Origin of the sequence: Pseudomonas fluorescens, assembly GCF_001708445.1 — a bacterium.
GTDB lineage: Bacteria > Pseudomonadota > Gammaproteobacteria > Pseudomonadales > Pseudomonadaceae > Aquipseudomonas > Aquipseudomonas gorinensis.
Window position 1 is genome coordinate 1,618,519 of the sequence record NZ_CP015637.1, and the last position, 23,038, is coordinate 1,641,556.

Here is a 23,038-nt window from a genome sequence, read left to right on the forward strand (position 1 = left end):
CGCTTTGCGGGGCAGTTTACAGGCGCGGCCTGGCCTGTGAAGCCCGAAAACATTGAAAGCCAACTGAAAGGTTAGTGAAAGCTTCGCCCTTTAGCATCCAGCCACGGTAGGTCATGCCTGCCGCGCTACCTGATCCGTAGCGACCGAAAAACGCCTCGAAGCGTTTTCGCCAAAATAAGAACAATAACGGAGTGCACAACGATGCTGTCGACACAGCCCCAGGCTTTCCCGCCTGTGCGTTTTTCCCGCCTGACCCACACCGCCCTTGCCAGTGCCGCTGCCTTTGCCGGCTTTTCGCCGCTTAGCCAGGCTGCCTTCTTCGAAGACAGCAGCGCGACCCTGGAAACCCGTAACATGTACTTCAACCGTGACTTTCGCGACGGCACCAGCGCCCAGCAATCCAAGCGCGACGAATGGGCCCAGGGCTTCATGCTCAACCTGCAATCGGGCTACACCGACGGCACCGTGGGCTTTGGCGTAGATGCGCTGGGCATGCTCGGGGTCAAGCTCGACTCCAGCCCCGACCGCACCGGCACCGGCCTGTTGCCCACCCACGACGACGGCCGCGCCGCCAACGAGTACGCCAAGCTGGGCCTGACCGGGAAAATGAAGATCTCCGCCACCGAGCTGAAGATCGGTGCACTGATGCCCGAGCTGCCGATCCTCAAGCCCAACGACGGCCGCATCCTGCCGCAGACCTTCAACGGTGGCCTGGTCACTTCCAAGGAATTCAAGAACCTGGTCTTCACCGGCGGCCGCCTGGACAAAGCCAAGGACCGCGACGATACCAACTACGAGGACATCGCCCTCAACAACAAGAACAGCCGCTTCCTCAGCGGCGCCACCGGCAAGCACTTCAACTTCGGCGGCGTGGACTACAAGTTCGCTGACAAGATCACCGGCAGCTACCACTTTGCCCAGCTCGACGATGTGTACCGCCAGCACTTCCTCGGCCTGGTTGCCGCGCGCCCGATGGGCCCCGGCACCTTCGGCGCCGACCTGCGCCTGGCCGTCAGCGATGACACCGGCAGCGCGCGTGGCGGCAAGATCGACAACACCTCCCTCAACGGCCTGTTCAGCTATGCCCTCAATGGCCATAAGCTCAGCGCCGGCTACCAGCACATGTCCGGCGACAGCGCGTTTCCCTATGTGGATGGCAGCGACCCGTACCTGGTCAACTTCGTGCAGATCAACGACTTTGCCGGCGCTGAAGAGCGCTCCTGGCAGGCACGCTACGACTATGACTTCGCCAAGCTGGGCATTCCCGGCCTGAGTTTCATGAGCCGTTACCTCTCGGGTGACAACATCAAGCTCAAGAACGGCGAGACCGGCAAGGAGTGGGAACGCAACAGCGAGATCAAGTACGTGGTGCAAAGCGGCACGTTCAAGGATGTGGCCGTGCGCCTGCGCAACGCGACTTATCGCTCCAACTATTCAGCCCGTGATGCGGATGAAATGCGCCTGCTGGTCAGCTACAGCGTCGCGCTTTGGTAAGTAGTGCCTGGTAATAGCCACTCATAACAACAACGACGGAGATAACCATGACCCTTTCATTGCGAAAACTCGCCCTCGCCGCCGGCTGCATGCTGTTCGCTGGCCAACTGCTGGCCGCTGACGAACCCAAGCGCCCGGAATGCATCGCCCCGGCCTCCCCCGGCGGCGGTTTTGACCTGACCTGCAAACTGGCGCAAAGCGCGCTGGTCAACGAAAAGCTGCTGAGCAAGCCGATGCGCGTGACCTACATGCCCGGCGGCGTGGGCGCGGTGGCGTACAACGCGGTGGTCGCCCAGCGCCCGGCGGATGGCGGCACCTTGGTGGCCTGGTCCAGCGGTTCGCTGTTGAACCTGGCGCAGGGCAAGTTCGGGCGTTTCGACGAGAGCGCCGTACGTTGGCTGGCGGCAGTCGGCACCAGCTACGGCGCCATCGCAGTAAAAGCCGATTCGCCCTACAAGACCCTCGATGATCTGGTAAAGGCCCTGAAGAAAGATCCAGGCAGCGTGGTCATCGGCTCCGGCGGCACCGTCGGCAGCCAGGACTGGATGCAAACCGCGCTGATCGCCAAGGCGGCCGGGATCAACCCGCGCGAGCTGCGCTACGTGGCGCTCGAAGGCGGCGGCGAAATCGCCACGGCCCTGCTCGGTGGGCATATCCAGGTGGGCAGCACCGACATCTCCGACTCCATGCCGCATATCCTCAGCGGTGACATGCGCCTGCTGGCGGTATTCTCCGAAGAGCGCCTGGACGAGCCGGAAATGAAGAATATTCCGACCGCCAAAGAGCAAGGCTACGACATCGTCTGGCCAGTGGTGCGTGGCTTCTACCTCGGGCCAAAGGTCAGCGATGCGGACTATGCCTGGTGGAAAGACGCGTTCGACAAACTGCTGGCCTCCGACGACTTTGCCAAGCTGCGTGACCAGCGCGAACTGTTCCCGTTCGCCATGACCGGCCCGGAACTGGACACCTACGTGAAGAAACAGGTGGCTGACTACAAAGTGCTGGCCAAAGAGTTCGGCCTGATCCAGTAATCGCGCCTCTGTGGGAGCGGGCTTGCTCGCGAAAAACTTCAACGATGACGCGTGCTACCTGGATACACGCGGCGTCCTTGCGTTCTTCGTGAGCAAGCTCGCGCCGACAAGAGTCTCCAAGGAGTTTCCAATGCTCTTACAACGCATTTTCGCCGCCATGCTGCTCGTGGCATGCGCCGCGCTGGCCTTGATGGCCTGGCCGTATCAGGCGTCTTTTTCCTACGAGCCCGTGGGACCTCGGGCCTACCCGCTGCTGATGCTCGGGCTGATGAGCCTGGCGCTGATCTACATGCTGTTCCGCCCGCAGCCAACCAAGCACACCGAGGAAGAACCGGCGCTGGACCGCGCAACCCTGATCAAGATCGGCGTGTGCGTGACACTGTTGATCGTGTTTGCCACCACCTTCGAATCGCTGGGTTTCATCCTCAGCAGCATGCTGATCGGTATTCCGATGGCGCGCCTGTATGGCGGCCGCTGGGTGCCCAGCATGGTGATCGTCAGCCTGATGGCCATCGGTCTTTATCTGCTGTTCGATAAAGCCATGGATGTTCCGCTGCCCCTCGGCCTGCTCGACGTTCTGGAGAACTGATATGGATACTTTTGGCTATTTGGGCCAGGGCTTCGGCGTTGCGCTGTCCCCCTACAACCTGGTGACCGCGTTGTGTGGCACCTTGATCGGCACTGTGGTCGGCCTGCTGCCGGGCCTGGGCCCGATCAACGGCGTGGCGCTGTTGATCCCCATCGCATTTGCCCTGGGCCTGCCGCCGGAATCGGCGTTGATCCTGCTGGCAGCCGTGTACCTGGGCTGTGAATACGGCGGCCGTATCAGCTCGATCCTGCTCAACATCCCAGGCGAAGCCTCCACCGTGATGACCACCCTCGACGGCTACCCGATGGCCCGCAAAGGCCTGGCCGGCGTCGCCCTGTCGTTGTCGGCGTGGAGTTCGTTCATCGGCGCGTTCATCGCCACCTGCGGCATGGTGCTGTTTGCGCCGCTGCTGGCCAAGTGGGCGATTGCCTTCGGCCCGGCGGAATATTTCGTGCTGATGGTGTTCGCGATTGTCTGCCTCGGTGGCATGGCCGGCGACAAGCCGCTGAAGACGTTTGTGGCGGCACTGATCGGCCTGTTCCTGTCAGCGGTGGGCATCGACGCCAACAGCGGCGTGTACCGATTTACCGGGGATAACATCCACCTCACCGACGGCATCCAGTTCGTGGTGTTGGTACTCGGCTTGTTCTCCATCAGCGAGATCCTGTTGCTGCTGGAAAAAACCCACCGTGGCCAGGAAGCAGTCAAAGCCACCGGACGGATGATGTTCAACCTGAAGGAAGCGGGTTCGGTGTTCGTAGTGAACATTCGTTGCGGCCTGCTGGGCTTCATCATGGGTGTACTGCCGGGTGCCGGTGCCACCTTGGCCTCGGCCGTGGCCTACATGACCGAAAAACGCCTGGCCGGTGCCAGTGGCAAGTTCGGCCAGGGTGACATGCGCGGCCTGGCAGCGCCGGAAACCGCCATCGGTGCGTCCGCCTGCGGTGCCCTGGTGCCGATGCTGACCCTCGGCGTTCCCGGCTCGGGCACCACGGCGGTGATGATCGGCGCGCTGTCGCTGTACAACATCACCCCAGGCCCACTGTTGTTCCAACAGCAACCAGACATCGTCTGGGGCCTGATCGCTTCGCTGTTCATCGCCAACATCATGCTGGTGATCCTCAACATCCCGATGATCCGCATCTTCACACGTATCCTCGCCGTGCCGAACTGGGCGCTGGTGCCAGTGATTGCCATCATCACCGCGATCGGGGTGTACGCGGTGCACGCCACCACCTTCGACCTGTTCCTGATGGTCGGTATCGGCATCTTCGGCTACATCCTGCGCAAGCTGGACTTCCCGCTGTCGCCGGTACTGCTCGGTTTTATCCTTGGCGGCCTGATGGAGCAGAACCTGCGCCGTGCGCTGTCGATCTCCAACGGCGCGCTGGAGATCCTCTGGTCGAGCCCGATCACCTTTGGCGTGTGGATACTGACCGCCATCATGCTGTTCATGCCGCTGCTGCGTATCTGGCGCAAACGGGCGCAACAGCGTCGTACCGTGGCCGATGTCTGAGGTCACCTTCAAGCAATGGTGGGGAACACCGCTGGTCGGCTTGGCCGGCGGTTACCTGGCCAGCCTGGTGGGCTGGCCTTTGCCGTATATGGTCGGCTCGCTGCTGGCGATTATCCTGGTGCGTTGCCTGACGCCGTGGCAGTTGGCGGAGATTCCCGGCGGGCGCAAATGCGGCCAATGGGTGGTGGGTATCGGCATCGGCCTGCACTTCACCCCACTGGTGATCGAACAGGTGATGAGCCACTTCGGCCTGATCTTCTTCGGCGCGTTGGTCACCAGCCTGTCGAGCGTGGTCAGCGTGTGGTTGATGCGCCGCAGCGGTGAAGACCGCGCCACCGCGTTTTTCTCCAGCATGCCGGGCGGTTCCGGTGAAATGGTCAACCTCGGCGCGCGCAATGGCGCGGTGCTCAGCCGGGTCGCGGCGGGGCAGAGTTTGCGCGTGCTGGTGGTGGTGCTGTGTGTGCCGGCGATCTTCAAGTATCTGCTCGACGGCGGCGCACCGCAGTTTCATCCGGCGCCCGTGAGCTGGGCATGGCTGGCGTTGTTGTTCCCCATCGGCGCACTGGTGGCGTGGGGCTGGCAACGTCTACACCAGCCCAACCCATGGCTGTTCGGCCCGTTGCTGGTGAGTGCGACGGCCAGTGTGGTGTGGGACCTGCATATCGGCTTGCCCGACGGCGGCAGCCAGATCGGCCAATGGCTGATTGGCAGCGGGTTGGGCTGCCACTTCAATCGGCAGTTCTTTCGCAGCGCTCCCTCATTCATGGGCCGCACCTTGATCGGCACGGCCCTGACCATGGCGCTGGCGACATTGGCGGCGCTGGGTTTGAGCGCCCTCACCCAGCTGGACCTGCGCTCGCTGACCCTGGGCATGATGCCCGGCGGGATTGCCGAAATGAGCCTTACGGCCGAGACCCTGCAACTGTCGGTGCCGTTGGTGACGGCCATGCAGGTGATGCGGTTGTTGTTTGTGCTGTTTTTGGCGGAGCCGTTGTTTCGGCATTGGAACCGTCAGCCGGAAACAACCTAAACCTTTAAATGTGGGAGGGGGCTTGCCCCCGATGGCGGAGTGTCAGTCACTGAATGTGTTTCTGATACACCGCCATCGGGGGCAAGCCCCCTCCCACATTTTCTGCATGTGCTTGGCCTTAGAGCGGCGGTAGACGCCACTCAATCGGGGCCTCGCCATTCTGCTCCAGGAACTTGTTGGTCCTGCTGAAATGCCCGCAACCCAGAAACCCGCGATACGCCGACAACGGCGACGGGTGCACCGAGGTCAGCACCAGGTGTTTGGTCGCATCGATCAGCTTCTGCTTGCTTTGTGCATGGGCGCCCCATAGCAGGAACACCAGGTGCGGCTGGTGCTCGCTGACCACCTCGATAATCCGATCTGTAAAGAACTGCCAGCCCTTGCCCGCATGGGCGTTGGCGTTGGCCCGCTCCACGGTCATGGTGGTGTTGAGCATCAGCACGCCCTGGTCGGCCCAACTTTGCAGGTAGCCGTGGTTGGGGATGTCGATGTTCAGGTCGCGCTTGAGCTCTTTATAGATATTGACCAGCGACGGCGGCGCCGGCACCCCCGGTTGCACCGAGAAGCACAGGCCGTGGGCCTGGCCGGGGCCGTGGTACGGGTCCTGGCCGAGGATTACCACTTTGACCTTGTCCAGCGGTGTGGAGTTGAGCGCGTTGAAGATCAGTGGGCCGGGCGGGTAAATCTCTTTGCCGGCGGCATGTTCCTGGCGCAGGAACTCGCGCAACTGGCCCATGTAGGGCTTATCGAACTCATCACGCAGGGCGTGTTTCCAGCTGGGTTCGAGTTTGATACGGTCGCCTTCAGTCATGTTCGAATTGTCTTGTAAAAAAGAATGAGGCGAACCCTAGGAAAGCCGGCCCTGCTTGTCAATTGATCTGACACACCACCGGCACTTTCCCACGAAGCGATCATACTGATCCTTCACCTTCTCGATTGAGGTCACGATGAACCTGCACTTCGAAGAACTGACCGGCAGCAACGGCGCCCGCGTCGGCATCGCCAGCCTTGACGCTGAAAAGTCCCTCAACGCGCTCTCCCTGCCGATGATCCTGGCCCTGACTGATCGCCTGGAGGCCTGGGCCAAAGACCCGAACATTGTCTGCGTGCTGCTGCGTGGCAACGGGCCCAAGGCGTTTTGCGCCGGCGGCGAAGTGCGCAGCCTGGCCCAGGCCTGCCGCGAGCAGCCGGGGGAAGTGCCCGCCCTGGCCGCACAGTTTTTTGCCGCAGAATATCGCCTCGACTACCGCTTGCACACTTACCCTAAACCGCTGATCTGCTGGGGCCACGGTTACGTGCTGGGCGGTGGCATGGGCCTGCTGCAAAGCGCGGCCATACGGATTGTCACGCCGAGCAGCCGCCTGGCCATGCCCGAGATCAGCATCGGCCTGTACCCGGATGTGGGCGCCAGTTGGTTCCTGGCGCGCCTGCCGGGCAAGCTGGGGTTGTTCCTTGGCCTTACCGGCGCGCACATCAATGGCCGTGACGCGCTGGACCTGGGCCTGGCCGACCGCTTTCTGCGCGATGACCAACAGGACGAGTTGATCGAAGGCCTGCTGCAACTGAATTGGCAGGAACAGACCGCGATGCAACTCAACAGCCTGCTCAAGGCCCTGGCCCAGGAAGCTGTCGGCCAGCAACCAGAAGCCCAATGGCTGCCGCGTCGGGCGCAGATCGACGCGTGGCTGGACGTCGGTGATGTACGCAGTGCCTGGCGCGCCTTGAGCCCGCTGCGCGACCACGCCGACCCGCTGTTCAACCGCGCCGGCAAGACATTGAGCGAAGGCTGCCCGCTGACTGCACACCTGGTGTGGGAACAGATCCAGCGTGCCCGTCACCTGTCCTTGGCCGAGGTGTTCCAGATGGAATACACCTTGAGCCTGAACTGCTGCCGCCACCCGGAATTCAGTGAAGGGGTACGTGCGCGATTGATCGACAAGGACCAGACACCCCATTGGCATTGGCCGGATATCAATACCATCCCGGACGCCGTGGTGCAGGCGCATTTCACCAAGGCGTGGGAAGGCCGGCATCCACTGGCGGACTTATCCGATTACTGACGCTTTGCACCCATAAAAAAGCGGCGCCTCATGCGCGAATGCCAAGATAGAACGAGCAAACAATAAGCCTGTGGCGAGCAGGCTTGTTGTGGTGAATGGGCTTGTTGTGGCGAGCGGGCTTGCCCCGCGTTGGGCTGCGCAGCAGCCCCAAAACCTGGCGATTTAATAGGCCTGGATAAACGCGGTGGCCTTATTGGGGCCGCTTCGCAGCCCAACGCGGGGCAAGCCCGCTCGCCACAGTTATGGTATGGGCCTGTCAACGGTGACCGCCGCGGCCACCTCCACGGTCATGATCGCCACCGCGTCCATGCCCGCCATTGTTCCAACGATCACCCCAGCCCTGGTTCGGGTAAGGCCGGTAACCCGCCCTTGGTCCTGACGGGTAATAACGAGGCGCTGGCTGGTAATAACGTGGCGCTGAGTAATAACGCGGTGCCGGCGCGTAGTAGCGAGGCGACGGATAATAGTCGCGCCGGTACACAGGGCCGCCGCCGTAGTAATAAACCGGCGCCGGCGAGGTGTAGACCTCGGAACGGTAGTAGCTTTGGCCTCCATCGTAGTAAGGCACACAAGCGGAAAGGGTCAGACCGAGTAAAGCGCTGATCAGCAGTCGTCGATACATGGCGGCCTCCTGGACCGCGAAAGAGCACCTCCAGCGACGCTGGGGGGCGGCATTCAGCTTTCACCGAATGACGAAACATCTGACATCAAAAACCGAATCTGGTGCGTTTTGGTTACAAGTTGATACATCAATGCCAAATGCGGCCACACCCCTTCAGACACGTTGCGGCATAGCGCTTACCGATCACCCAGATTTATCGATTCAGTAATTTTTTCTGGCCCGAAACTTTCCCGATTGCGATGATGTCACTATGACATTGCACAGGCCAGGGAGGCTCTAACGTGCATCCTTCGCCACTTTCGCCGGATCCGAGCCATGAAAATCTCAACCAAACTGCTGCTGTCATTTCTACTCTGTGCACTGGTCACCCTCGGGGTCGGGCTGCTGGGTATCAAAAGCGTGGTCCGCCTCGCCAATGCATTGGAACTGACGTTCTCCAATAACCTGGTGTCCGTCAGCGGCACGTCCGCTACCCTCAATGGCCTGGTGGCCCACAACCGCGGTTTGTACCGTTTGATGGATGCGAGCCAAGGCGACGTCTCCCAACAAGACCGCGACCGTGTGCGCCAGGACATCACTAACGAACTCAAACGCAGCCAGAGCGCCTACGCCACCTACCGCACCACGCCCCTGGAAGACGACGAGCGGGCGGCCGGCGACAAGCTCGACCAGATCTGGCCAACCTACACCAGCAGCTCCGAACACATTATGTCGATGCTCGACAGTGGCCAGATCGAGCAGGCCCGCGCACAGCTCAACAGCACCAACAATGAATTGTTCCGCCAGGCGCGCGATTTGATCCGCGTGATGGTCGATTCCAATAACCGCCAGATCAAGGAAGGCGCTGCCGCCGCCGACGAGCTGCGCGACAGCGCATTGACCTGGATGATCAGCGGCATTGTCCTGGCCTTCATCATTGCGATCATCACCGGTGTGCTGATCACGCGCCTGATCACCCGTCCTATCGCACAAGCGGTTGAGAACGCACAGCGCATCGCCAAGGGTGACCTGACCCAAGCCATCACGACCGACCGCACCGACGAAGCGGGGCAATTGCTGATGGCTTTATCCGATATGCAAGGCGGCCTGAAAAGTACGCTGACGGAAATCGCCAACGCCTCCGACCAGCTCGCTTCGGCAGCCGAAGAGCTGAGCGCGGTCACCGATGAAAGCACCCGTGGCCTGACCCGCCAGAATGACGAAATCCAACAAGCTGCCACCGCTGTCAACCAGATGACCGCAGCGGTCGACGAAGTGGCGAGCAACGCCGTATCGACCTCGGAAGCGTCGCGCCAGGCCACCACCGAAGCCGAGGACGGCCGCCAGCAAGTCGAGCAGGCCGTGTCCGGCATGAGCGCGATGGTGGTGGAGATCAACGATTCGACCCAATCGGTCGCCGACCTCGCCGGCCAGGTGCGCGAAATCGGCAAGGTGATTGATGTGATCCGCAGTATTGCCGACCAGACCAACCTGCTGGCCCTCAATGCCGCCATCGAAGCCGCCCGTGCCGGTGAGCAAGGTCGCGGTTTTGCGGTGGTGGCCGATGAGGTGCGGGCGCTGGCCCATCGCACCCAGACCTCCACGGTGGACATCGAGAAAATGATCGGTGAAGTCCAGGCAGGCGCCAATGGCGCCGTGGCCGCCATGAACAAGAGCCTGAGCTGGGCCAACAACACCCAGACCCTGGCGCAAAATGCCGGCCAGGCGCTGGAGCGCATCACTGCCAGCGTGGCCAGTATCAACGAGCGCAACCTGGTGATCGCCTCAGCGTCCGAGGAACAGGCCCAGGTGGCCCGTGAAGTGGATCGCAACCTGCTCAACATTCAGGACCTGTCGACCCAGACCGCCGCCGGTGCCAACCAGACCAACGCCTCCAGCCAGGACCTGTCGCGGCTGGCCACCTCGTTCAATATGCTGGTCAGCAAATTCCAGCTGTAAGCGCCTCATAGCAGTGCGCCGGCGCACCCGCGTGGCGCACACCCCCCGCTTCTACGCCCTCCTCTCCCGCCCGCCCGGCTGAACAGCCGGGCATCGAAGCCACTTGGCACGACTCTCGCTTTATCTCTTGCGTGCAGGATTGATACAGGTTCGCGGCACCACAATTTGCAATGGCCGACTAGGGTTCCGGCTCGCGAAAAGCGAGTGGCTGGTCCGAGAGTTGGCGACCTCCAGTTGAGGTTACACGGCGGGATAAAAGCCCGGGAGACAAGCCACCGTTCACGGTGCCGCGTTGCTCCTGCTCGCCCTTGATCAACTGGAGAAGCCCCAATGCCCTCGATCCGTTTACCCGCCCTGCTCGCCGCCGCCTTCGCCGCCGTGCTGAGCTTCCAGACCCAAGCCGCTGCCAAAGACCACTTCAGCGTGTGCTGGACGATCTATGCCGGCTGGATGCCATGGGAGTATGCCGGCAGCCAAGGCATCCTCGACAAGTGGGCCAAGAAGTACGGCATCACCATCGACATGGTGCAACTCAATGACTATGTCGAATCGATCAACCAGTACACCGCCGGCCAGTTCGACGGCTGCACCATGACCAACATGGACGCCCTGACCATCCCCGCCGCCGGTGGCGTAGACAGCACCGCGCTGGTGATCAGCGACTTTTCCAATGGTAACGACGGCGTGGTGATCAAGGGCACCGGCAAGACCGTGGCCGACCTCAAGGGCATGAACGTCAACCTGGTGGAACTTTCGGTATCTCACTACCTGCTGGCCCGCGCACTGGAGTCGGCGGACCTCAGCGAAAAAGACCTGAAAGTGGTCAACACTTCCGACGCCGATATTGCCGCCGCCTTCAACACCGACCAGGTCCAGGCCGTCACCACCTGGAACCCGATGCTCTCGCAGATCAAGGCCAAGCCTGGCGTGAGCCAAGTGTTCGACTCCAGCAAAGTGCCCGGCGAAATCATGGACATGATGGTGGTCAACACCCAGGTCCTCAAGGACAACCCCAAGCTGGGCAAAGCACTGACCGGCGCCTGGTTTGAAGTGGTCGCCCTGATGAATGCCAAGGGCGCCGCCAGCACCGAAGCCCTGGAACATATGGCCAAGGCTTCCGGCACCGACCTTGCGGGCTTCCAGTCGCAACTGGACACCACCAAGTTGTTCGCCACGCCCAAGGAAGCCCTGGCCTTCGCCACCAGTCCACAGTTGCCCGCCACCATGGGCAAAGTCGCCGAGTTCTCGTTCAAACACGGCTTGCTGGGTGAAGGCGCCAAGGACGCCAGCGCGGTGGGTATGCGCTTCGCCAACGGCGTGACCAGCGGTGACAAAGCCAACCTCAAGCTGCAATTCGACCCCAGCTACGTGCAGATGGCCGCCGACGGCAAGCTGTAAGAGGACCTGGCCATGCGCCTGATCAACCGTGTTCCGGAGCGCTCCAGCCGCCTGCTGTTGGTCGTGCTGCCGTTCGCCCTGCTGCTGTTCGCCTACTTCGTGGGCTCGGCCGAGCGCCTGGCGGAAAACCCCAACGACAAGCTGCTGCCCGGTGCCGGGCAAATGATTGACGCAGTCAAGCGCCTGGCGTTCAACGCCGACGCCCGTACCGGTGAGTACGTGCTCTGGCAGGACAGCGCATCGAGCCTGCGCCGCCTGGCGATCGGCCTGGGCATCAGCGCCCTCGCCGGCCTGTGCCTGGGGATTGCCGCCGGCACGTTGCCGCTGTTTGGCGCGCCGTTGTCACCGTTGCTGACCGTGCTGTCGATGGTGCCGCCGCTGGCGATCCTGCCGATTCTGTTCATCGTGTTCGGGCTGGGGGAATTGTCCAAAGTGATGCTGATCGTCATCGGCGTCACCCCCTGCCTGGCCCGTGACCTGGAACAGCGCGCGCGGGAAATACCGGTGGAACTGCTGGTCAAGGCACAAACCCTCGGCGCCTCCACCTGGACCCTGATGCTGCGCGTGGTGTTGCCGCAATTGCTGCCACGCCTGCTGATCTCACTGCGACTGATGCTCGGCTCGGCGTGGCTGTTTTTGATCGCCGCTGAAGCCATCGCCTCCACGGACGGCTTGGGCTACCGGATCTTCCTGGTACGTCGCTACCTGGCGATGGACGTGATCCTGCCTTACGTGGTGTGGATCACCCTGCTCGCCTGGTTGATGGATTGGGGCCTCAAGGCCCTGACCCGGCATGCGTTCCCTTGGTACGAAGGAGCGCGCGCATGAGCTTTATCAGCGTCAACAATGTGTGGCAGCGCTACGGTGATCAAGTGGTGCTGGAAGGCTTGAACCTGCAGGTCGCCGAGGGCGAGTTCTGCACGCTGGTCGGCACTTCGGGCTGCGGCAAGTCGACGTTCCTGCGCCTGCTGCTGGGCCAGGAAACCGCGAGCAAGGGCCAGATCCTGCTGGATGGCCAACCGCTCGCCGCCGAGCCGGATGCCAGCCGTGGTGTGGTGTTCCAACGCTACTCGGTGTTCCCGCATTTGACCGTGTTGGATAACGTCGTCCTCGGCCTGGAACTGCCACGTTCTCCCTTGCTGGGCCGGCTATTCGGGAAAGCCAAGAAGAACGCCCGCGAACAGGCTGCCGCGCTGTTGCAGAAGGTCGGCCTCGGCCACGCCCTGGACAAATACCCGGCGCAGCTCTCCGGCGGCATGCAACAACGCCTGGCCATCGCCCAGGCCCTGATCATGAAGCCCCGCGTATTGCTGCTGGACGAACCCTTCGGCGCCCTCGACCCGGGCATTCGCAAAGACATGCACCAGCTGCTGCTGGAACTGTGGCGCGAAACCCGGCTGACGGTGTTCATGGTCACCCATGACCTGAGCGAAGGCTTCAGCCTCGGCACGCGCCTGCTGGTGTTCGACAAGGTGCGCGTCGACCCCCACGCCCCCGGCGCCTATGGCGCGCGCATCACCTACGACATCCCTTTGAACAGCGAACGCCGCAAGGCGCTCGCCGCCGAACTTGGAGCCACTTCCAAATGACCGATTCCACCCTACTGTTCCCACCCTTCGCCGAAGAAATGCTGCCTGGCGGCGGCCACCGTTCGTTCGTGCTCAAGCGCGGCCAACTGCTGCGCCTTACCGATCTTCGCGGCGGCGCCAACGTCAGCCTGACCCTGCTCAACGCCAACGAAAAAACCGAGCGCCTGAACCTGCCCGACAGCCTCAAATGCCAACACACCGCCAAGCTCACCACCGGCCACTGCCTGTACTCGGACATGGGCCGCGTGCTGGCCGCGATCACCGCCGACACCTGCGGCTGGAGCGACAGCATCGGCGGCGTGCTGTGCGCCGCCGAAGTCGCCGAGAAGTACGGCCAGGGCCGTTATCAGGAACTGCGCAACGGCTTCTTCCGCAACGGCACCGACAACCTGTTGGTGGAGTTGGGCAAATGGGGGCTGGGCCTGTCCGACCTGCTGATGACCCTCAACCTGTTCAGCAAAGTCACCGTGGACAGCGACGGTGGCCTGCACTTTGTGCCGGGCAATTCCAAGGCCGGCGACTACATCGAACTCTACGCGCCGATGGACACCCTGGTGGTGCTCACCGCGCTGCAACACCCGATGGACCCCAACCCGCAATACGCCCCGCAACCGCTGAAACTCAGCTGGATGAACGCCGACAAAAGTGTCGCCGAACACTGCCGCACTTCGCGCCCGGAAAACGAGCGTGGCTTTATCAACACCGACCGCCTGTTCGCCTGAGGAACTGTCATGTCTATCGCAATGAAACAACCTGATGCGGCGGTGTACCGCGCAACCATTCCCGCCGGCGAGCCGTGGCTGATGGAGGTCAAGGCCGGGCAGACCCTGCGCATCCTCGATCTTGAGGGCAACCAGGCGGTCGACACCTTGTTCTACAGCGTGAAAAACCCGCGTGAACGCTACGACGTACAGCGCACCTTGCGTCGGCAGAACAGCGTGTACCTGGGCACCGGCAGCGTGCTGTATTCCAACCTCGGCCAACCGATGCTGACCATCGTCGAGGACACCTGCGGGCGCCACGACACCCTCGGCGGCGCCTGCGCCCAAGAGAGCAACACCGTGCGCTACGCCCTGGAAAAACGCTACATGCACAGTTGCCGCGACAACTACCTGCGCGCCTGCGCCCACGATGGTCGCTTGGGCAAAGGCGACATCGGGCCGAACATCAATTTCTTCATGAATGTGCCGGTGACGGCCGACGGCGGGCTGACCTTTGAAGACGGGATTTCCGCGCCCGGCAAGTACGTCGACCTGCGTGCGCAGATGGATGTGATCGTGCTGATTTCCAACTGCCCGCAGTTGAACAACCCGTGCAACGCCTACAACCCGACCCCGGCGGAGCTGCTGGTATGGAACTGAAACTCAAGCGCCTGCGTAAATGGTTGTTTGCCCTGTGCCAATCCCGAGCCGGGCAATGCCTGCAAAAACGCTAGAGATCCAATGTGGGAGGGAACTTGCCCTAATTCACTGTAGGAGCGAGCTTGCTCGCGAAGAACTCACAGGCACTGCATTTATCCAGAATGCACGCGTTACCGTTGACGTTTTTCGCGAGCAAGAACTAGGCGTCCCCCTCGCTCCTACAGGCATTGGGCTTGCCCCCGATAGCGGTGGCCCCCTCCCACACTAACCACACACTGCGGACGACCGCAGTGCTCCCTCACTTTGCGGGACGGCCCGCAGGGTTTTGCCATGTTCGAAAAACTGTTGATCGCCAACCGTGGCGCCATCGCCTGCCGCATCCTGCGCACCTTGCGCGAGTTGCAAGTCAAAGGCATCGCCGTGTACGCCGAAGCCGATGCGGCGAGCCTGCATATCCAGCAAGCCGACGAGGCCTACAGCCTCGGTGAAGGCGCCGCAGCCGCAACTTACCTGGCGGTGGAAAAAATCCTCGCCACAGCGAAGGCCTGCGGCGCCACGGCGATTCATCCCGGCTACGGCTTTCTTTCCGAAAACGCAGCCTTCGCCGAGGCCTGTGAACAGGCAGGCATCGCCTTTGTCGGGCCCACGCCTGAACAGCTGCGGGTGTTCGGTCTCAAACACACCGCTCGTGCCCTGGCCAGGCAACATCAGATCCCTTTGCTGGAAGGCACCGAGTTGCTCGACAGCCTTGAAGCCGCCTTGCTGGCCGCTGACACCGTGGGCTACCCGGTGATGCTCAAAAGCACGGCCGGCGGTGGCGGCATCGGCATGCGCGTATGCCGCAGTGCGCCGGAGTTGGGCGAGTCGTTCGAGGCGGTCAAGCGCTTGGGGCAGAACAATTTCAGCGACGCGGGCGTGTTTATCGAGAAGTACATCGAGCACGCGCGCCACCTGGAAGTGCAGGTGTTCGGCGACGGCGTGGGTGAAGTGATCGCCCTCGGCGTGCGCGACTGCTCGGTGCAACGGCGCAACCAGAAGGTCCTCGAAGAAACCCCGGCGCCAAACCTGCCCGACGGCATGGCAGAGGCCCTGTGCACAGCCGCCATCACCCTGGCCAAGGCCGTGAATTACCGCAGCGCCGGCACCGTGGAATTTATCTATGACAGTGCTGACGGGCGCTTCTACTTCCTCGAAGTGAACACGCGCTTGCAGGTGGAACACGGCGTCACCGAACAGGTGTGGGGTGTCGACCTGGTGCGCTGGATGGTGCAACTGGCGGCGGGTGAAATGCCGCCGTTGCAGACGCTGGTCTTGCAACCCCAAGGCCATGCGATCCAGGCGCGCCTGTATGCCGAAGACCCAGGGCGGGATTTCCAGCCGAGCCCCGGCTTGCTGACCTGTGTGGATTTCCCGGTGGCCGAGGGCTTGCGGATCGACACCTGGGTGGAGGCCGGTTGTGAGATCCCGCCCTACTTCGACCCGATGATCGCCAAGCTCATCACCTGGGCGCCCACCCGCGAACAGGCGCGCCTGGATCTGCATCAGGCGCTGAGCGATAGCCAGCTCTACGGCGTGGAAACCAACCGCGATTACCTGCGCCAGATCCTGCTCGCCGCGCCCTTCGCCAATGGCCAGCCGTGGACCCGTTGCCTGGAGGATCTGGTCTACGTGGCCAACACCGTTGAAGTCATCAGTGCAGGCACGCAAACCAGTGTGCAGGACTATCCCGGCCGCCTCGGCTACTGGGCCGTGGGCGTGCCGCCGTCGGGGCCGATGGACAGCCGCGCGCTGCGCCTGGGCAATCGCCTGCTGGGCAACGCCGAGGGGGCCGCGGCGCTGGAAATCACCATGAGCGGGCCGATATTGCGCTTCAATTGCGTGGCGGTTGTTGCGGTGACGGGAGCGCAAATCCCGCTGCTGTTGAATGATCGAGCAGTGCCAATGAACACCGCGCTGTTGATTGAAGCCGGATCGGTCCTGAGCCTGGGCACCCTCGCCGGCGCCGGTGCGCGCAGTTACCTGTGCCTGCGTGGTGGGCTGCAAGTGCCAGACTACCTGGGCAGCAAAAGCACCTTTACCCTCGGCCAGTTTGGCGGGCATGGTGGGCGCGCTTTACGGGCGGGCGATGTGTTGCATCTGTTGCCGTTGGAAGACCTGAGCGCCGGGCAACAACGGGTCGCGCAAGCGCTGCCCGAGGTCCGCACGCTGCGGGTGATCTATGGCCCCCACGGCGCGCCGGAATACTTCCTGCCGGCGTACATCGACACCTTCTTCGCCACGCAGTGGGAAGTGCATTTCAACTCCAGCCGCACCGGTGTTCGGCTGATCGGGCCAAAGCCTCTTTGGGCACGTACGGATGGCGGCGAAGCGGGGCTGCATCCCTCAAACATCCATGACAACCCCTATGCCATCGGCGCGGTGGACTTCACCGGAGACATGCCGGTGATCCTGGGGCCGGATGGGCCGAGCCTGGGCGGTTTTGTGTGCCCGGTAACGGTGATCGAGGCAGACCTCTGGCAGCTCGGCCAGCTCAAGGCGGGAGACAAGATTCGCTTTGAACCGGTGGACCTCAAGACCGCCCGCGACCTTGCCCTGAAATGGGATCAAACGTGGGAGCCGGGCTTGCCCGCGACGCAGGCGACTCAGTCTCACTGTGCGATTGAATCACCGGTGGTATTGGACATCGGCCAAGCCGACACCCGCCTGGTCGCCCGCCTCGCCGGCGACACCCACCTGCTCCTGGAAATCGGCGCGCCCGAACTGGACCTGGTGCTGCGCTTTCGCGGTCATGCCCTGATGCAAGCCTTGGAAGCCCGCGCACTGGCGGGTGTGATCGACCTGACCCCGGGCATCCGCTCGTTGCAGATCCACTACCAGCCGGAACAACTGCCCCTGGCCGACCTGCTGACACTGATCGGCCGCGAATGGACCGCGGTGTGCACCCGGCAAAACCTGCAAGTGCCGTCGCGCATCGTCCACCTGCCGCTGTCCTGGGACGACCCGGCGTGCCAGCTGGCCATCGACAAATACATGACCACTGTGCGCAAGGACGCGCCCTGGTGCCCGAGCAACCTGGAGTTCATCCGCCGCATCAACGACCTGGCCAACCTCGACGAGGTGCGCCACACCGTGTTCGATGCCAGCTACCTGGTGATGGGCCTGGGCGACGTCTACCTCGGCGCGCCGGTGGCTACGCCGCTGGACCCGCGCCACCGGCTGGTGACCACCAAGTACAACCCGGCCCGCACCTGGACCGCCGAAAATTCGGTGGGCATCGGCGGCGCGTATTTGTGCGTGTACGGCATGGAAGGCCCCGGCGGTTATCAGTTTGTCGGGCGCACGTTGCAGATGTGGAACCGTTATCGCGAAGTGGCGGCGTTTGACGGCAAACCCTGGCTGCTGCGCTTCTTCGATCAAATTCGGTTCTATCCCGTGAGCGCGGATGAGCTGGTGCGGATTCGCCGGGATTTCCCCCTGGGACGCTTCGAGCTGAGCATCGAACAAAGCACGCTGAACCTGGCGGATTACCAAGCGTTTCTCGCACGGGAAGCTGCCAGCATCGGCGCGTTTCGTGAGCACCAGCAGCACGCCTTCAATGCCGAACGCGAACGCTGGATTGCCAGCGGCCAGGCGCATTTCGACAGCGAGGAGCTCGCGGCGCCAGCGGCACAAGACACGCCGCTCAAGACCAATGAACACAGCATCGACAGCCCTATCGCCGGCAATCTCTGGCAGGTGCAGGTGAGCGTGGGCGCGCGGGTGGCGGCCGGTGATGTGTTGGTGATTCTGGAGTCGATGAAAATGGAGATCCCCGTGCTGGCGCCCTTTGCCGGAGCGGTGCGGGAAATCCCGGTGCAACCGGGCAGCGGCATTGGCGCCGGGCAACGGGTCGTGGTGCTGGAACGGGACTGACCGGCGCTGTATCGTGCAGGGACTTCCGAGACCCTGCCCCCACCGACCATGACCACGCCAACCCTTTGCCCCGCCTGTGGTGCCCGCAACGATTGCACCCTGGCCGACCCACGCACCGCCGACCAGCCTTGCTGGTGCTACAGCGTCACCATCGACCCGGCGGTGCTTGAAGCGCTGCCCGATGACGTGCGCAACCAGGCCTGCCTGTGCCCGCGCTGCGCTCAGGTGGATGAGCAGCTTCGCCATGCGCGTTGACCGTTTCCTCAGCAACCTGCCGCGTTTCAATCGCCAGCAAGTGCGCGTGTTACTGGTCGAGCGGCGGGTGACGGTAGATGGCGTGGCAGTCAGTGACCCTCACCATGAAGTGCGCGAATTCAGCCGCGTGTGTGTTGACGATGAGGTGCTGCAGGCAGGCAAACCGGCGCGCTATTTCATGCTGCACAAACCCCAGGGCTGTGTCAGCGCCACCTCGGACCCGCAACACCCGACGGTCCTCGACTTGCTGGATGAACCGGACAAAAGCGAGCTGCATATCGCCGGTCGTCTGGATTTCAACACCACCGGCCTGATGCTGATCACCAATGACGGCCAGTGGTCGCGGCGCCTGACGCAACCGCAGACCAAGCTGCCCAAGGTCTATCGGGTAGAGACGGAGCAGGCCATCGGCCCCGAATACGCGGCAACCTTTGCGGCAGGCGTGTATTTCGCGTTTGAAGACCTGACGACTCAACCGGCCGAGCTGGAGCTGTTGGGGCCACGCCTGGCACGATTGAGCATCATCGAAGGCCGCTACCACCAGGTGAAGCGCATGTTCGGCCACTTCAACAACAAAGTGGTCGGCCTGCACCGTGAGCGAATGGGCCCATTGGTACTGGATGCAGCCCTGGCGCCAGGCGAGTATCGGACGCTGTCCGAGGAAGAAATCCGACAGGTCTGACGACCGTTCGGCCGGTGATGGCAAAAACCCATTTGTGTGACTTGCGGCATCCCCGGTCTACTGCTTGAATCAAATCGTCAGCCAAATTATGACTGACGAGTCGCCTATAACCTCCAAGAAACACCTTGCCCCGCCCGCGCTTGATCTACGGGCCTCCCAGGCAAACAGCCCGCCATAACAACACCCGTCGGCCAGCCGTCATCGGATCGACATGGGCCCTCATCTTCCAGGCGTATGCCTACCTGTCACAAAGCTCGTGCAGAGTGATCTGTGCGCCCTACCCGCTTGCCAGGAGTCTTACGACATGAGGCCAGAAATCGCTGTGTTGGATATACAGGGTCAGTATCGGGTTTACACGGAGTTCTATCGCGCGGATGCTGCTGAAAAGACCATCATCCTGGTCAACGGCTCGATGGCCACCACGGCATCCTTCGCCCAAACCGTGAAAAGCCTGTACCCGCAGTTCAATGTAGTTTTGTACGACCAGCCCTACGCCGGCCGTTCCAAAATCCATAACCGTCATGAGCAGATGCTGACGAAGGAAGTTGAAGGCCAGATCCTCCTGGAACTCATCGACCACTTCGCCGCCGAACACGTGCTGTCGTTTTCCTGGGGCGGAGCCGCCACCCTGGTCGCCCTCGCCGCCCGCCCGCGCCACGTGGAAAAGGCCGTGATCAGCTCGTTCTCGCCGGTGATCAACGCACCGATGCGCGACTACCTCGAGCGTGGCGTGGACTACCTCGGCAGCCTCGACCGCGACCGCGTGGGTCACCTGGTCAACAGCACCATCGGTAAACACCTGCCGTCGCTGTTCAAGCGTTTCAACTACAAGCATGTCAGCAGCCTGGCCGAGCACGAATATGGGCAGATGCACTTTCACATCAGCCAGGTGCTGCACAGCGATCGCCTGTGCTACCTCAAGGCCGCGCGGCAAATCGACGTACCGGTGTTGTTCCTGAACGGCGAATGGGACGAATACACCAGCGCCGAGGATGCCACACAGTTCGGCCAATACGTGGCCAAGAGCAGCTTCAGCACCATCCAGGCCACCGGGCACTTCCTGGACATGGAGCACAAGGCGGCGTGCCGGGACACTCGGGAGGCGGTGGTGGGCTTCCTGAAACCTGAACGCAAGGTCGGCCGATTGCGTTATCACCAAGGCCAGACGCAGCATGCCTTTGCTCTCTGAAATACCGTGCAGGAGCGAGCTTGCTCGCGAAGATCGCCAACGATGACGTGCGCTCCCTGGTTGAACGCGGCGCTCTTGAGTTATTCGCGAGCAAGCTCGCTCCTACATCGGCTCCGTTCGTCGCCAGGGCAAGTGCCTGCAACTTGCACATTTTTCGAAGAAAAACTTCAAATCCAGGCGCACATCTGGTACAAAGTCAGCCGCTCTGAGCGGGTGTCGTATAATGGCATTACTCCAGCTTCCCAAGCTGATAACGAGGGTTCGATTCCCTTCACCCGCTCCACTCAGACATAGATTCCACGCCAGCAGGGTTTTGGCGGGGAATGCATAAAAAAACCGGTCCTTGGTGGCCGGTTTTTTTATGGGTTTTCCAGAATCAGCTTTTTATTGGGGAACGCCCCTGCTTATTCTTCCTGCTCACCAGCAGCTCAAGCCAGAGCTCGGAATCCTTTTATCAGAGTTGCCGTGGACAATATCAGACGCCTGGGGTTATTCGTTGACGCCACGAAACCCAACTTAGCCTGGTAATAACTCGCAGCCCTCTGATCTTTCGCATCGACGACGACAAATGCTACGCCCGACTGTTTGGACACCGTGTAAACCCGCCTGAAGAAGTCAGACATGAGCCGCTGGCCCAGCCCCACGCCCTGCCTGCTTTTATCAATCGCCAAGCGACTCAAAAGCACCGCCGGCATGGGGTATCCGGGCATTCTTCTTTTTTGGTCTTCATTCAATTCGTCAACTGCAACAGATGCATTGGCCAAAGCGTAGTAGCCCAGCAAAATACCCTTTTCGATATACATGAAGGTTCGAGAAACGTTGCGTTTTTCGTCTTGCCCTGCATGTTGGGCGATATAAGTGTTTAGCGCTGGGTGAATTTCACAATCGAAAGCAGAACGGTCAATCGACTTGTTGAAATCAACGGTAATAAAATCCATTGAGCGGCCTTAGCGCAAGGCGAGCAATTTTTGAAGAGCCTCTGTCGGCTCCGGTGGTGTATCCAACAGTTGGTGTGCGGTACCCGCATCAAGCACAGTGACGCCGTAATGGTCCAAATCAAAAGCCATTTCTTCATGGACGACAGAGCGCACAGCCAGTGCTGCTACAACTTTCTTGAGTTCTGCCAACTCGCGTTCCACATTCGAAAGATGCATAGCACGCATTGAACGAGTCCTAAGCCCACTCGTGCGACTGAGCGCACTACTTGCCAGGCTTTTCGAGGCATGTCGCTCAACCACCGCGTCGGCGTCTGACAAAGCAGCCGACACCTTGTCGGCGGTCAGCTGCGCGCTTTTTGGTTGAACCGGTTTGTTCACGATGCATCCCTCTGTATCAGTGAATCCTAGCACATCCGACTTGACGCCTATCCTCAGGCCTCGTCTCCCGGACTTGCCCCTATTGAGTGAGGTAGAACGCGATACGCACCCATGTTCACTTCGAACGACTTCGCCCATCTGCCACAGACTTTGCACCAAACGATCACATAAGACTTTTTCCACCACTCCTCTCCCCTCTGGTGCTTTGTAAGGCCTGCTCCACCCATTCTCATTTGATCCATGGGGTTAGCAACTGCACGCAGGTGGGCAAGCGGGGTGGCTTTTTTCCGGATACCAGCACGTTCCAGATGCCCTGCATACAGCCGCGGTCAAGCGCAGGTAGTCGCTGGCAAACCATAAGTACCTCGTCCAACACGCACAACACCGACGCTTCCGATGATTGCGTAGGCAATGCCCGAAACTTCAATATCCCTCTCGCACTCAAAAACATGTACAAGCAATAAAATATGTACAAGTATCAGACCTGGGCGTTGGCATCGCGCCTCGCACGTTCAAGGAGCCTGGTCATGACGCGTCTATGGGTTTCACTGTTGCTGGCATTGAGTGTGAGCAGTTGCAGCAACGTTGAGGTCGACCACTACGCCGACCAGCAACCGAAACTGGATCTGGAGCGTTTCTTCAGTAAACCCGTGAAAGCCTGGGGCATCTTCCAGAAGCGTTCCGGGGAAGTGGCCAAGCGCTTTGAGGTGAATATTGCCAGCCGGCACGAGGGCAACGCGTTGATTCTGGATGAGCGCTTCCTGTACAGCGATGGCACACGCCAGCAACGGGTGTGGACGCTGACGCCGGACGGCCCAGGGCGCTGGCGCGGACGAGCTGGGGATGTGGTGGGCGAGGCCATCGGCGAAGTAGCGGGTAATGCGCTGCGTTGGCGCTACCGGCTCAATCTGCCGGTGGATGGCTCGGTGTATGAAGTCAGCTTTGACGATTGGATGTACCTGATGGACGAGGACACCTTGATCAACCGCTCGAGCATGTCCAAGTTCGGTGTCGAGTGGGGCCAGGTCACGTTGTTCTTTCGTCGCCAATGAACCC

21 protein-coding genes, 1 tRNA gene and 1 riboswitch are annotated in these 23,038 nt (G+C 61.6%); of the genes, 18 read left to right on the top strand and 4 right to left on the bottom strand.

Annotation, left to right across the window (positions count from 1 at the left end; all coding sequences use genetic code 11):
* Positions 1–201 precede the first annotated feature (201 nt).
* The 5 genes from A7317_RS07290 to A7317_RS07310 all read left to right on the top strand — a co-directional run bounded on the left by A7317_RS07290 (position 202) and on the right by A7317_RS07310 (position 5,660).
* Positions 202–1,494 (top strand): OprD family porin, encoded by a 1,293-nt coding sequence (locus A7317_RS07290; RefSeq protein ID WP_069075464.1) that lies wholly within the window; start codon positions 202–204, stop codon positions 1,492–1,494.
* A gap of 41 nt (positions 1,495–1,535) precedes the next feature.
* Positions 1,536–2,525 (top strand): Bug family tripartite tricarboxylate transporter substrate binding protein, encoded by a 990-nt coding sequence (locus A7317_RS07295; protein ID WP_172831377.1) that lies wholly within the window; start codon positions 1,536–1,538, stop codon positions 2,523–2,525.
* Between the two features lie 130 nt (positions 2,526–2,655).
* Positions 2,656–3,114, top strand: coding sequence for a tripartite tricarboxylate transporter TctB family protein (locus A7317_RS07300; protein WP_024073982.1), 459 nt, complete (start codon positions 2,656–2,658; stop codon positions 3,112–3,114).
* A 1-nt stretch (position 3,115) separates the two neighbouring features.
* The gene (locus tag A7317_RS07305; protein WP_024073981.1) at positions 3,116–4,630 is read left to right on the top strand and encodes a tripartite tricarboxylate transporter permease; all 1,515 of its coding nucleotides are present in this window, start codon (positions 3,116–3,118) and stop codon (positions 4,628–4,630) included.
* Positions 4,623–5,660: an AbrB family transcriptional regulator gene (locus A7317_RS07310; protein WP_069075466.1), complete on the top strand. Its 1,038-nt coding sequence runs from the start codon at positions 4,623–4,625 to the stop codon at positions 5,658–5,660. The genes A7317_RS07305 and A7317_RS07310 overlap by 8 nt, the downstream gene beginning before the upstream one ends.
* A 118-nt stretch (positions 5,661–5,778) precedes the next feature.
* Here the strand turns inward: A7317_RS07310 and ung are convergent, their stop codons facing one another.
* Positions 5,779–6,471, bottom strand: coding sequence for a uracil-DNA glycosylase (gene ung / locus A7317_RS07315; protein ID WP_024073979.1), 693 nt, complete (start codon positions 6,469–6,471; stop codon positions 5,779–5,781).
* 136 nt (positions 6,472–6,607) lie between these two features.
* Between ung and A7317_RS07320 the strand changes: the two genes are divergently transcribed.
* Positions 6,608–7,720, top strand: coding sequence for an enoyl-CoA hydratase/isomerase family protein (locus A7317_RS07320; protein ID WP_069075467.1), 1,113 nt, complete (start codon positions 6,608–6,610; stop codon positions 7,718–7,720).
* Between the two features lie 256 nt (positions 7,721–7,976).
* On the opposite strand, the gene A7317_RS07325 is transcribed toward A7317_RS07320, so the two are convergent.
* Positions 7,977–8,342, bottom strand: a complete 366-nt coding sequence (locus tag A7317_RS07325; protein ID WP_024073977.1) for a hypothetical protein — start codon at positions 8,340–8,342, stop codon at positions 7,977–7,979.
* A gap of 315 nt (positions 8,343–8,657) precedes the next feature.
* On the opposite strand from A7317_RS07325, the gene A7317_RS07330 reads away from it, so the two are divergent.
* The 11 genes from A7317_RS07330 (at position 8,658) to A7317_RS07380 (ending at position 20,949) form a co-directional block, all read left to right on the top strand.
* Positions 8,658–10,280, top strand: a complete 1,623-nt coding sequence (locus A7317_RS07330; RefSeq protein WP_069075469.1) for a methyl-accepting chemotaxis protein — start codon at positions 8,658–8,660, stop codon at positions 10,278–10,280.
* 167 nt (positions 10,281–10,447) lie between these two features.
* Positions 10,448–10,549: riboswitch (guanidine-I (ykkC/yxkD leader) on the top strand.
* A 61-nt stretch (positions 10,550–10,610) separates the two neighbouring features.
* Positions 10,611–11,678 carry a putative urea ABC transporter substrate-binding protein gene (locus A7317_RS07335; RefSeq protein WP_069075470.1) on the top strand — a complete coding sequence of 356 codons (1,068 nt, stop codon included), beginning with the start codon at positions 10,611–10,613 and terminating at the stop codon, positions 11,676–11,678.
* A gap of 12 nt (positions 11,679–11,690) precedes the next feature.
* Complete coding sequence (locus A7317_RS07340; protein ID WP_069075471.1) at positions 11,691–12,506, top strand: ABC transporter permease; 816 nt, start codon at positions 11,691–11,693, stop codon at positions 12,504–12,506.
* Entirely contained in the window at positions 12,503–13,267 is a 765-nt protein-coding gene (locus tag A7317_RS07345; protein WP_069075472.1) for an ABC transporter ATP-binding protein, read from the top strand. The genes A7317_RS07340 and A7317_RS07345 overlap by 4 nt, the downstream gene beginning before the upstream one ends.
* Positions 13,264–13,989 (top strand): urea amidolyase associated protein UAAP1, encoded by a 726-nt coding sequence (locus A7317_RS07350; RefSeq protein WP_024073972.1) that lies wholly within the window; start codon positions 13,264–13,266, stop codon positions 13,987–13,989. Before A7317_RS07345 ends, A7317_RS07350 begins: the two co-directional genes overlap by 4 nt.
* Positions 13,990–13,998: 9 nt before the next feature.
* On the top strand, positions 13,999–14,628 hold the full coding sequence (locus tag A7317_RS07355) for an urea amidolyase associated protein UAAP2 (protein WP_069075473.1): 630 nt from the start codon (positions 13,999–14,001) through the stop codon (positions 14,626–14,628).
* Between the two features lie 330 nt (positions 14,629–14,958).
* Entirely contained in the window at positions 14,959–18,540 is a 3,582-nt protein-coding gene (gene uca, locus A7317_RS07360; protein ID WP_069075474.1) for an urea carboxylase, read from the top strand.
* A 48-nt stretch (positions 18,541–18,588) separates the two neighbouring features.
* Positions 18,589–18,795, top strand: coding sequence for a cysteine-rich CWC family protein (locus A7317_RS07365; RefSeq protein ID WP_024073968.1), 207 nt, complete (start codon positions 18,589–18,591; stop codon positions 18,793–18,795).
* Entirely contained in the window at positions 18,785–19,477 is a 693-nt protein-coding gene (locus A7317_RS07370; RefSeq protein WP_069075475.1) for a 16S rRNA pseudouridine(516) synthase, read from the top strand. The genes A7317_RS07365 and A7317_RS07370 overlap by 11 nt, the downstream gene beginning before the upstream one ends.
* A 304-nt stretch (positions 19,478–19,781) precedes the next feature.
* Positions 19,782–20,666: an alpha/beta fold hydrolase gene (locus A7317_RS07375; RefSeq protein ID WP_069075476.1), complete on the top strand. Its 885-nt coding sequence runs from the start codon at positions 19,782–19,784 to the stop codon at positions 20,664–20,666.
* Positions 20,667–20,875: 209 nt separating this feature from the next.
* Positions 20,876–20,949: transfer RNA gene (locus A7317_RS07380), tRNA-Gly, on the top strand.
* Positions 20,950–21,094: 145 nt separating this feature from the next.
* Here A7317_RS07380 and A7317_RS07385 read toward each other — a convergent pair.
* Entirely contained in the window at positions 21,095–21,604 is a 510-nt protein-coding gene (locus A7317_RS07385; RefSeq protein WP_024073965.1) for a GNAT family N-acetyltransferase, read from the bottom strand.
* A gap of 9 nt (positions 21,605–21,613) precedes the next feature.
* Positions 21,614–21,982, bottom strand: coding sequence for a hypothetical protein (locus A7317_RS30570; protein WP_155766382.1), 369 nt, complete (start codon positions 21,980–21,982; stop codon positions 21,614–21,616).
* A gap of 527 nt (positions 21,983–22,509) precedes the next feature.
* Here A7317_RS30570 and A7317_RS07395 point away from each other — a divergent pair.
* The gene (locus A7317_RS07395; RefSeq protein WP_069075478.1) at positions 22,510–23,034 is read left to right on the top strand and encodes a DUF3833 domain-containing protein; all 525 of its coding nucleotides are present in this window, start codon (positions 22,510–22,512) and stop codon (positions 23,032–23,034) included.
* Positions 23,035–23,038 lie beyond the last annotated feature (4 nt).

Excerpts from the sequence above, each read along its gene's own strand:
- A7317_RS07350 (WP_024073972.1), top strand. The coding sequence starts at position 13,264 with ATGACCGATTCCACCCTACTGTTCCCACCCTTCGCCGAAGAAATGCTG.
- A7317_RS07290 (WP_069075464.1), top strand. The coding sequence starts at position 202 with ATGCTGTCGACACAGCCCCAGGCTTTCCCGCCTGTGCGTTTTTCCCGC.
- A7317_RS07310 (WP_069075466.1), top strand. The coding sequence starts at position 4,623 with ATGTCTGAGGTCACCTTCAAGCAATGGTGGGGAACACCGCTGGTCGGC.
- A7317_RS07365 (WP_024073968.1), top strand. The coding sequence starts at position 18,589 with ATGACCACGCCAACCCTTTGCCCCGCCTGTGGTGCCCGCAACGATTGC.
- A7317_RS07335 (WP_069075470.1), top strand. The coding sequence starts at position 10,611 with ATGCCCTCGATCCGTTTACCCGCCCTGCTCGCCGCCGCCTTCGCCGCC.
- A7317_RS07330 (WP_069075469.1), top strand. The coding sequence starts at position 8,658 with ATGAAAATCTCAACCAAACTGCTGCTGTCATTTCTACTCTGTGCACTG.
- A7317_RS07355 (WP_069075473.1), top strand. The coding sequence starts at position 13,999 with ATGTCTATCGCAATGAAACAACCTGATGCGGCGGTGTACCGCGCAACC.
- A7317_RS07370 (WP_069075475.1), top strand. The coding sequence starts at position 18,785 with ATGCGCGTTGACCGTTTCCTCAGCAACCTGCCGCGTTTCAATCGCCAG.
- A7317_RS07325 (WP_024073977.1), bottom strand. The coding sequence starts at position 8,342 with ATGTATCGACGACTGCTGATCAGCGCTTTACTCGGTCTGACCCTTTCC.
- A7317_RS07345 (WP_069075472.1), top strand. The coding sequence starts at position 12,503 with ATGAGCTTTATCAGCGTCAACAATGTGTGGCAGCGCTACGGTGATCAA.
- A7317_RS07305 (WP_024073981.1), top strand. The coding sequence starts at position 3,116 with ATGGATACTTTTGGCTATTTGGGCCAGGGCTTCGGCGTTGCGCTGTCC.
- A7317_RS07395 (WP_069075478.1), top strand. The coding sequence starts at position 22,510 with ATGACGCGTCTATGGGTTTCACTGTTGCTGGCATTGAGTGTGAGCAGT.
- ung (WP_024073979.1), bottom strand. The coding sequence starts at position 6,471 with ATGACTGAAGGCGACCGTATCAAACTCGAACCCAGCTGGAAACACGCC.
- A7317_RS07385 (WP_024073965.1), bottom strand. The coding sequence starts at position 21,604 with ATGGATTTTATTACCGTTGATTTCAACAAGTCGATTGACCGTTCTGCT.
- uca (WP_069075474.1), top strand. The coding sequence starts at position 14,959 with ATGTTCGAAAAACTGTTGATCGCCAACCGTGGCGCCATCGCCTGCCGC.
- A7317_RS07300 (WP_024073982.1), top strand. The coding sequence starts at position 2,656 with ATGCTCTTACAACGCATTTTCGCCGCCATGCTGCTCGTGGCATGCGCC.
- A7317_RS07320 (WP_069075467.1), top strand. The coding sequence starts at position 6,608 with ATGAACCTGCACTTCGAAGAACTGACCGGCAGCAACGGCGCCCGCGTC.
- A7317_RS07340 (WP_069075471.1), top strand. The coding sequence starts at position 11,691 with ATGCGCCTGATCAACCGTGTTCCGGAGCGCTCCAGCCGCCTGCTGTTG.
- A7317_RS07375 (WP_069075476.1), top strand. The coding sequence starts at position 19,782 with ATGAGGCCAGAAATCGCTGTGTTGGATATACAGGGTCAGTATCGGGTT.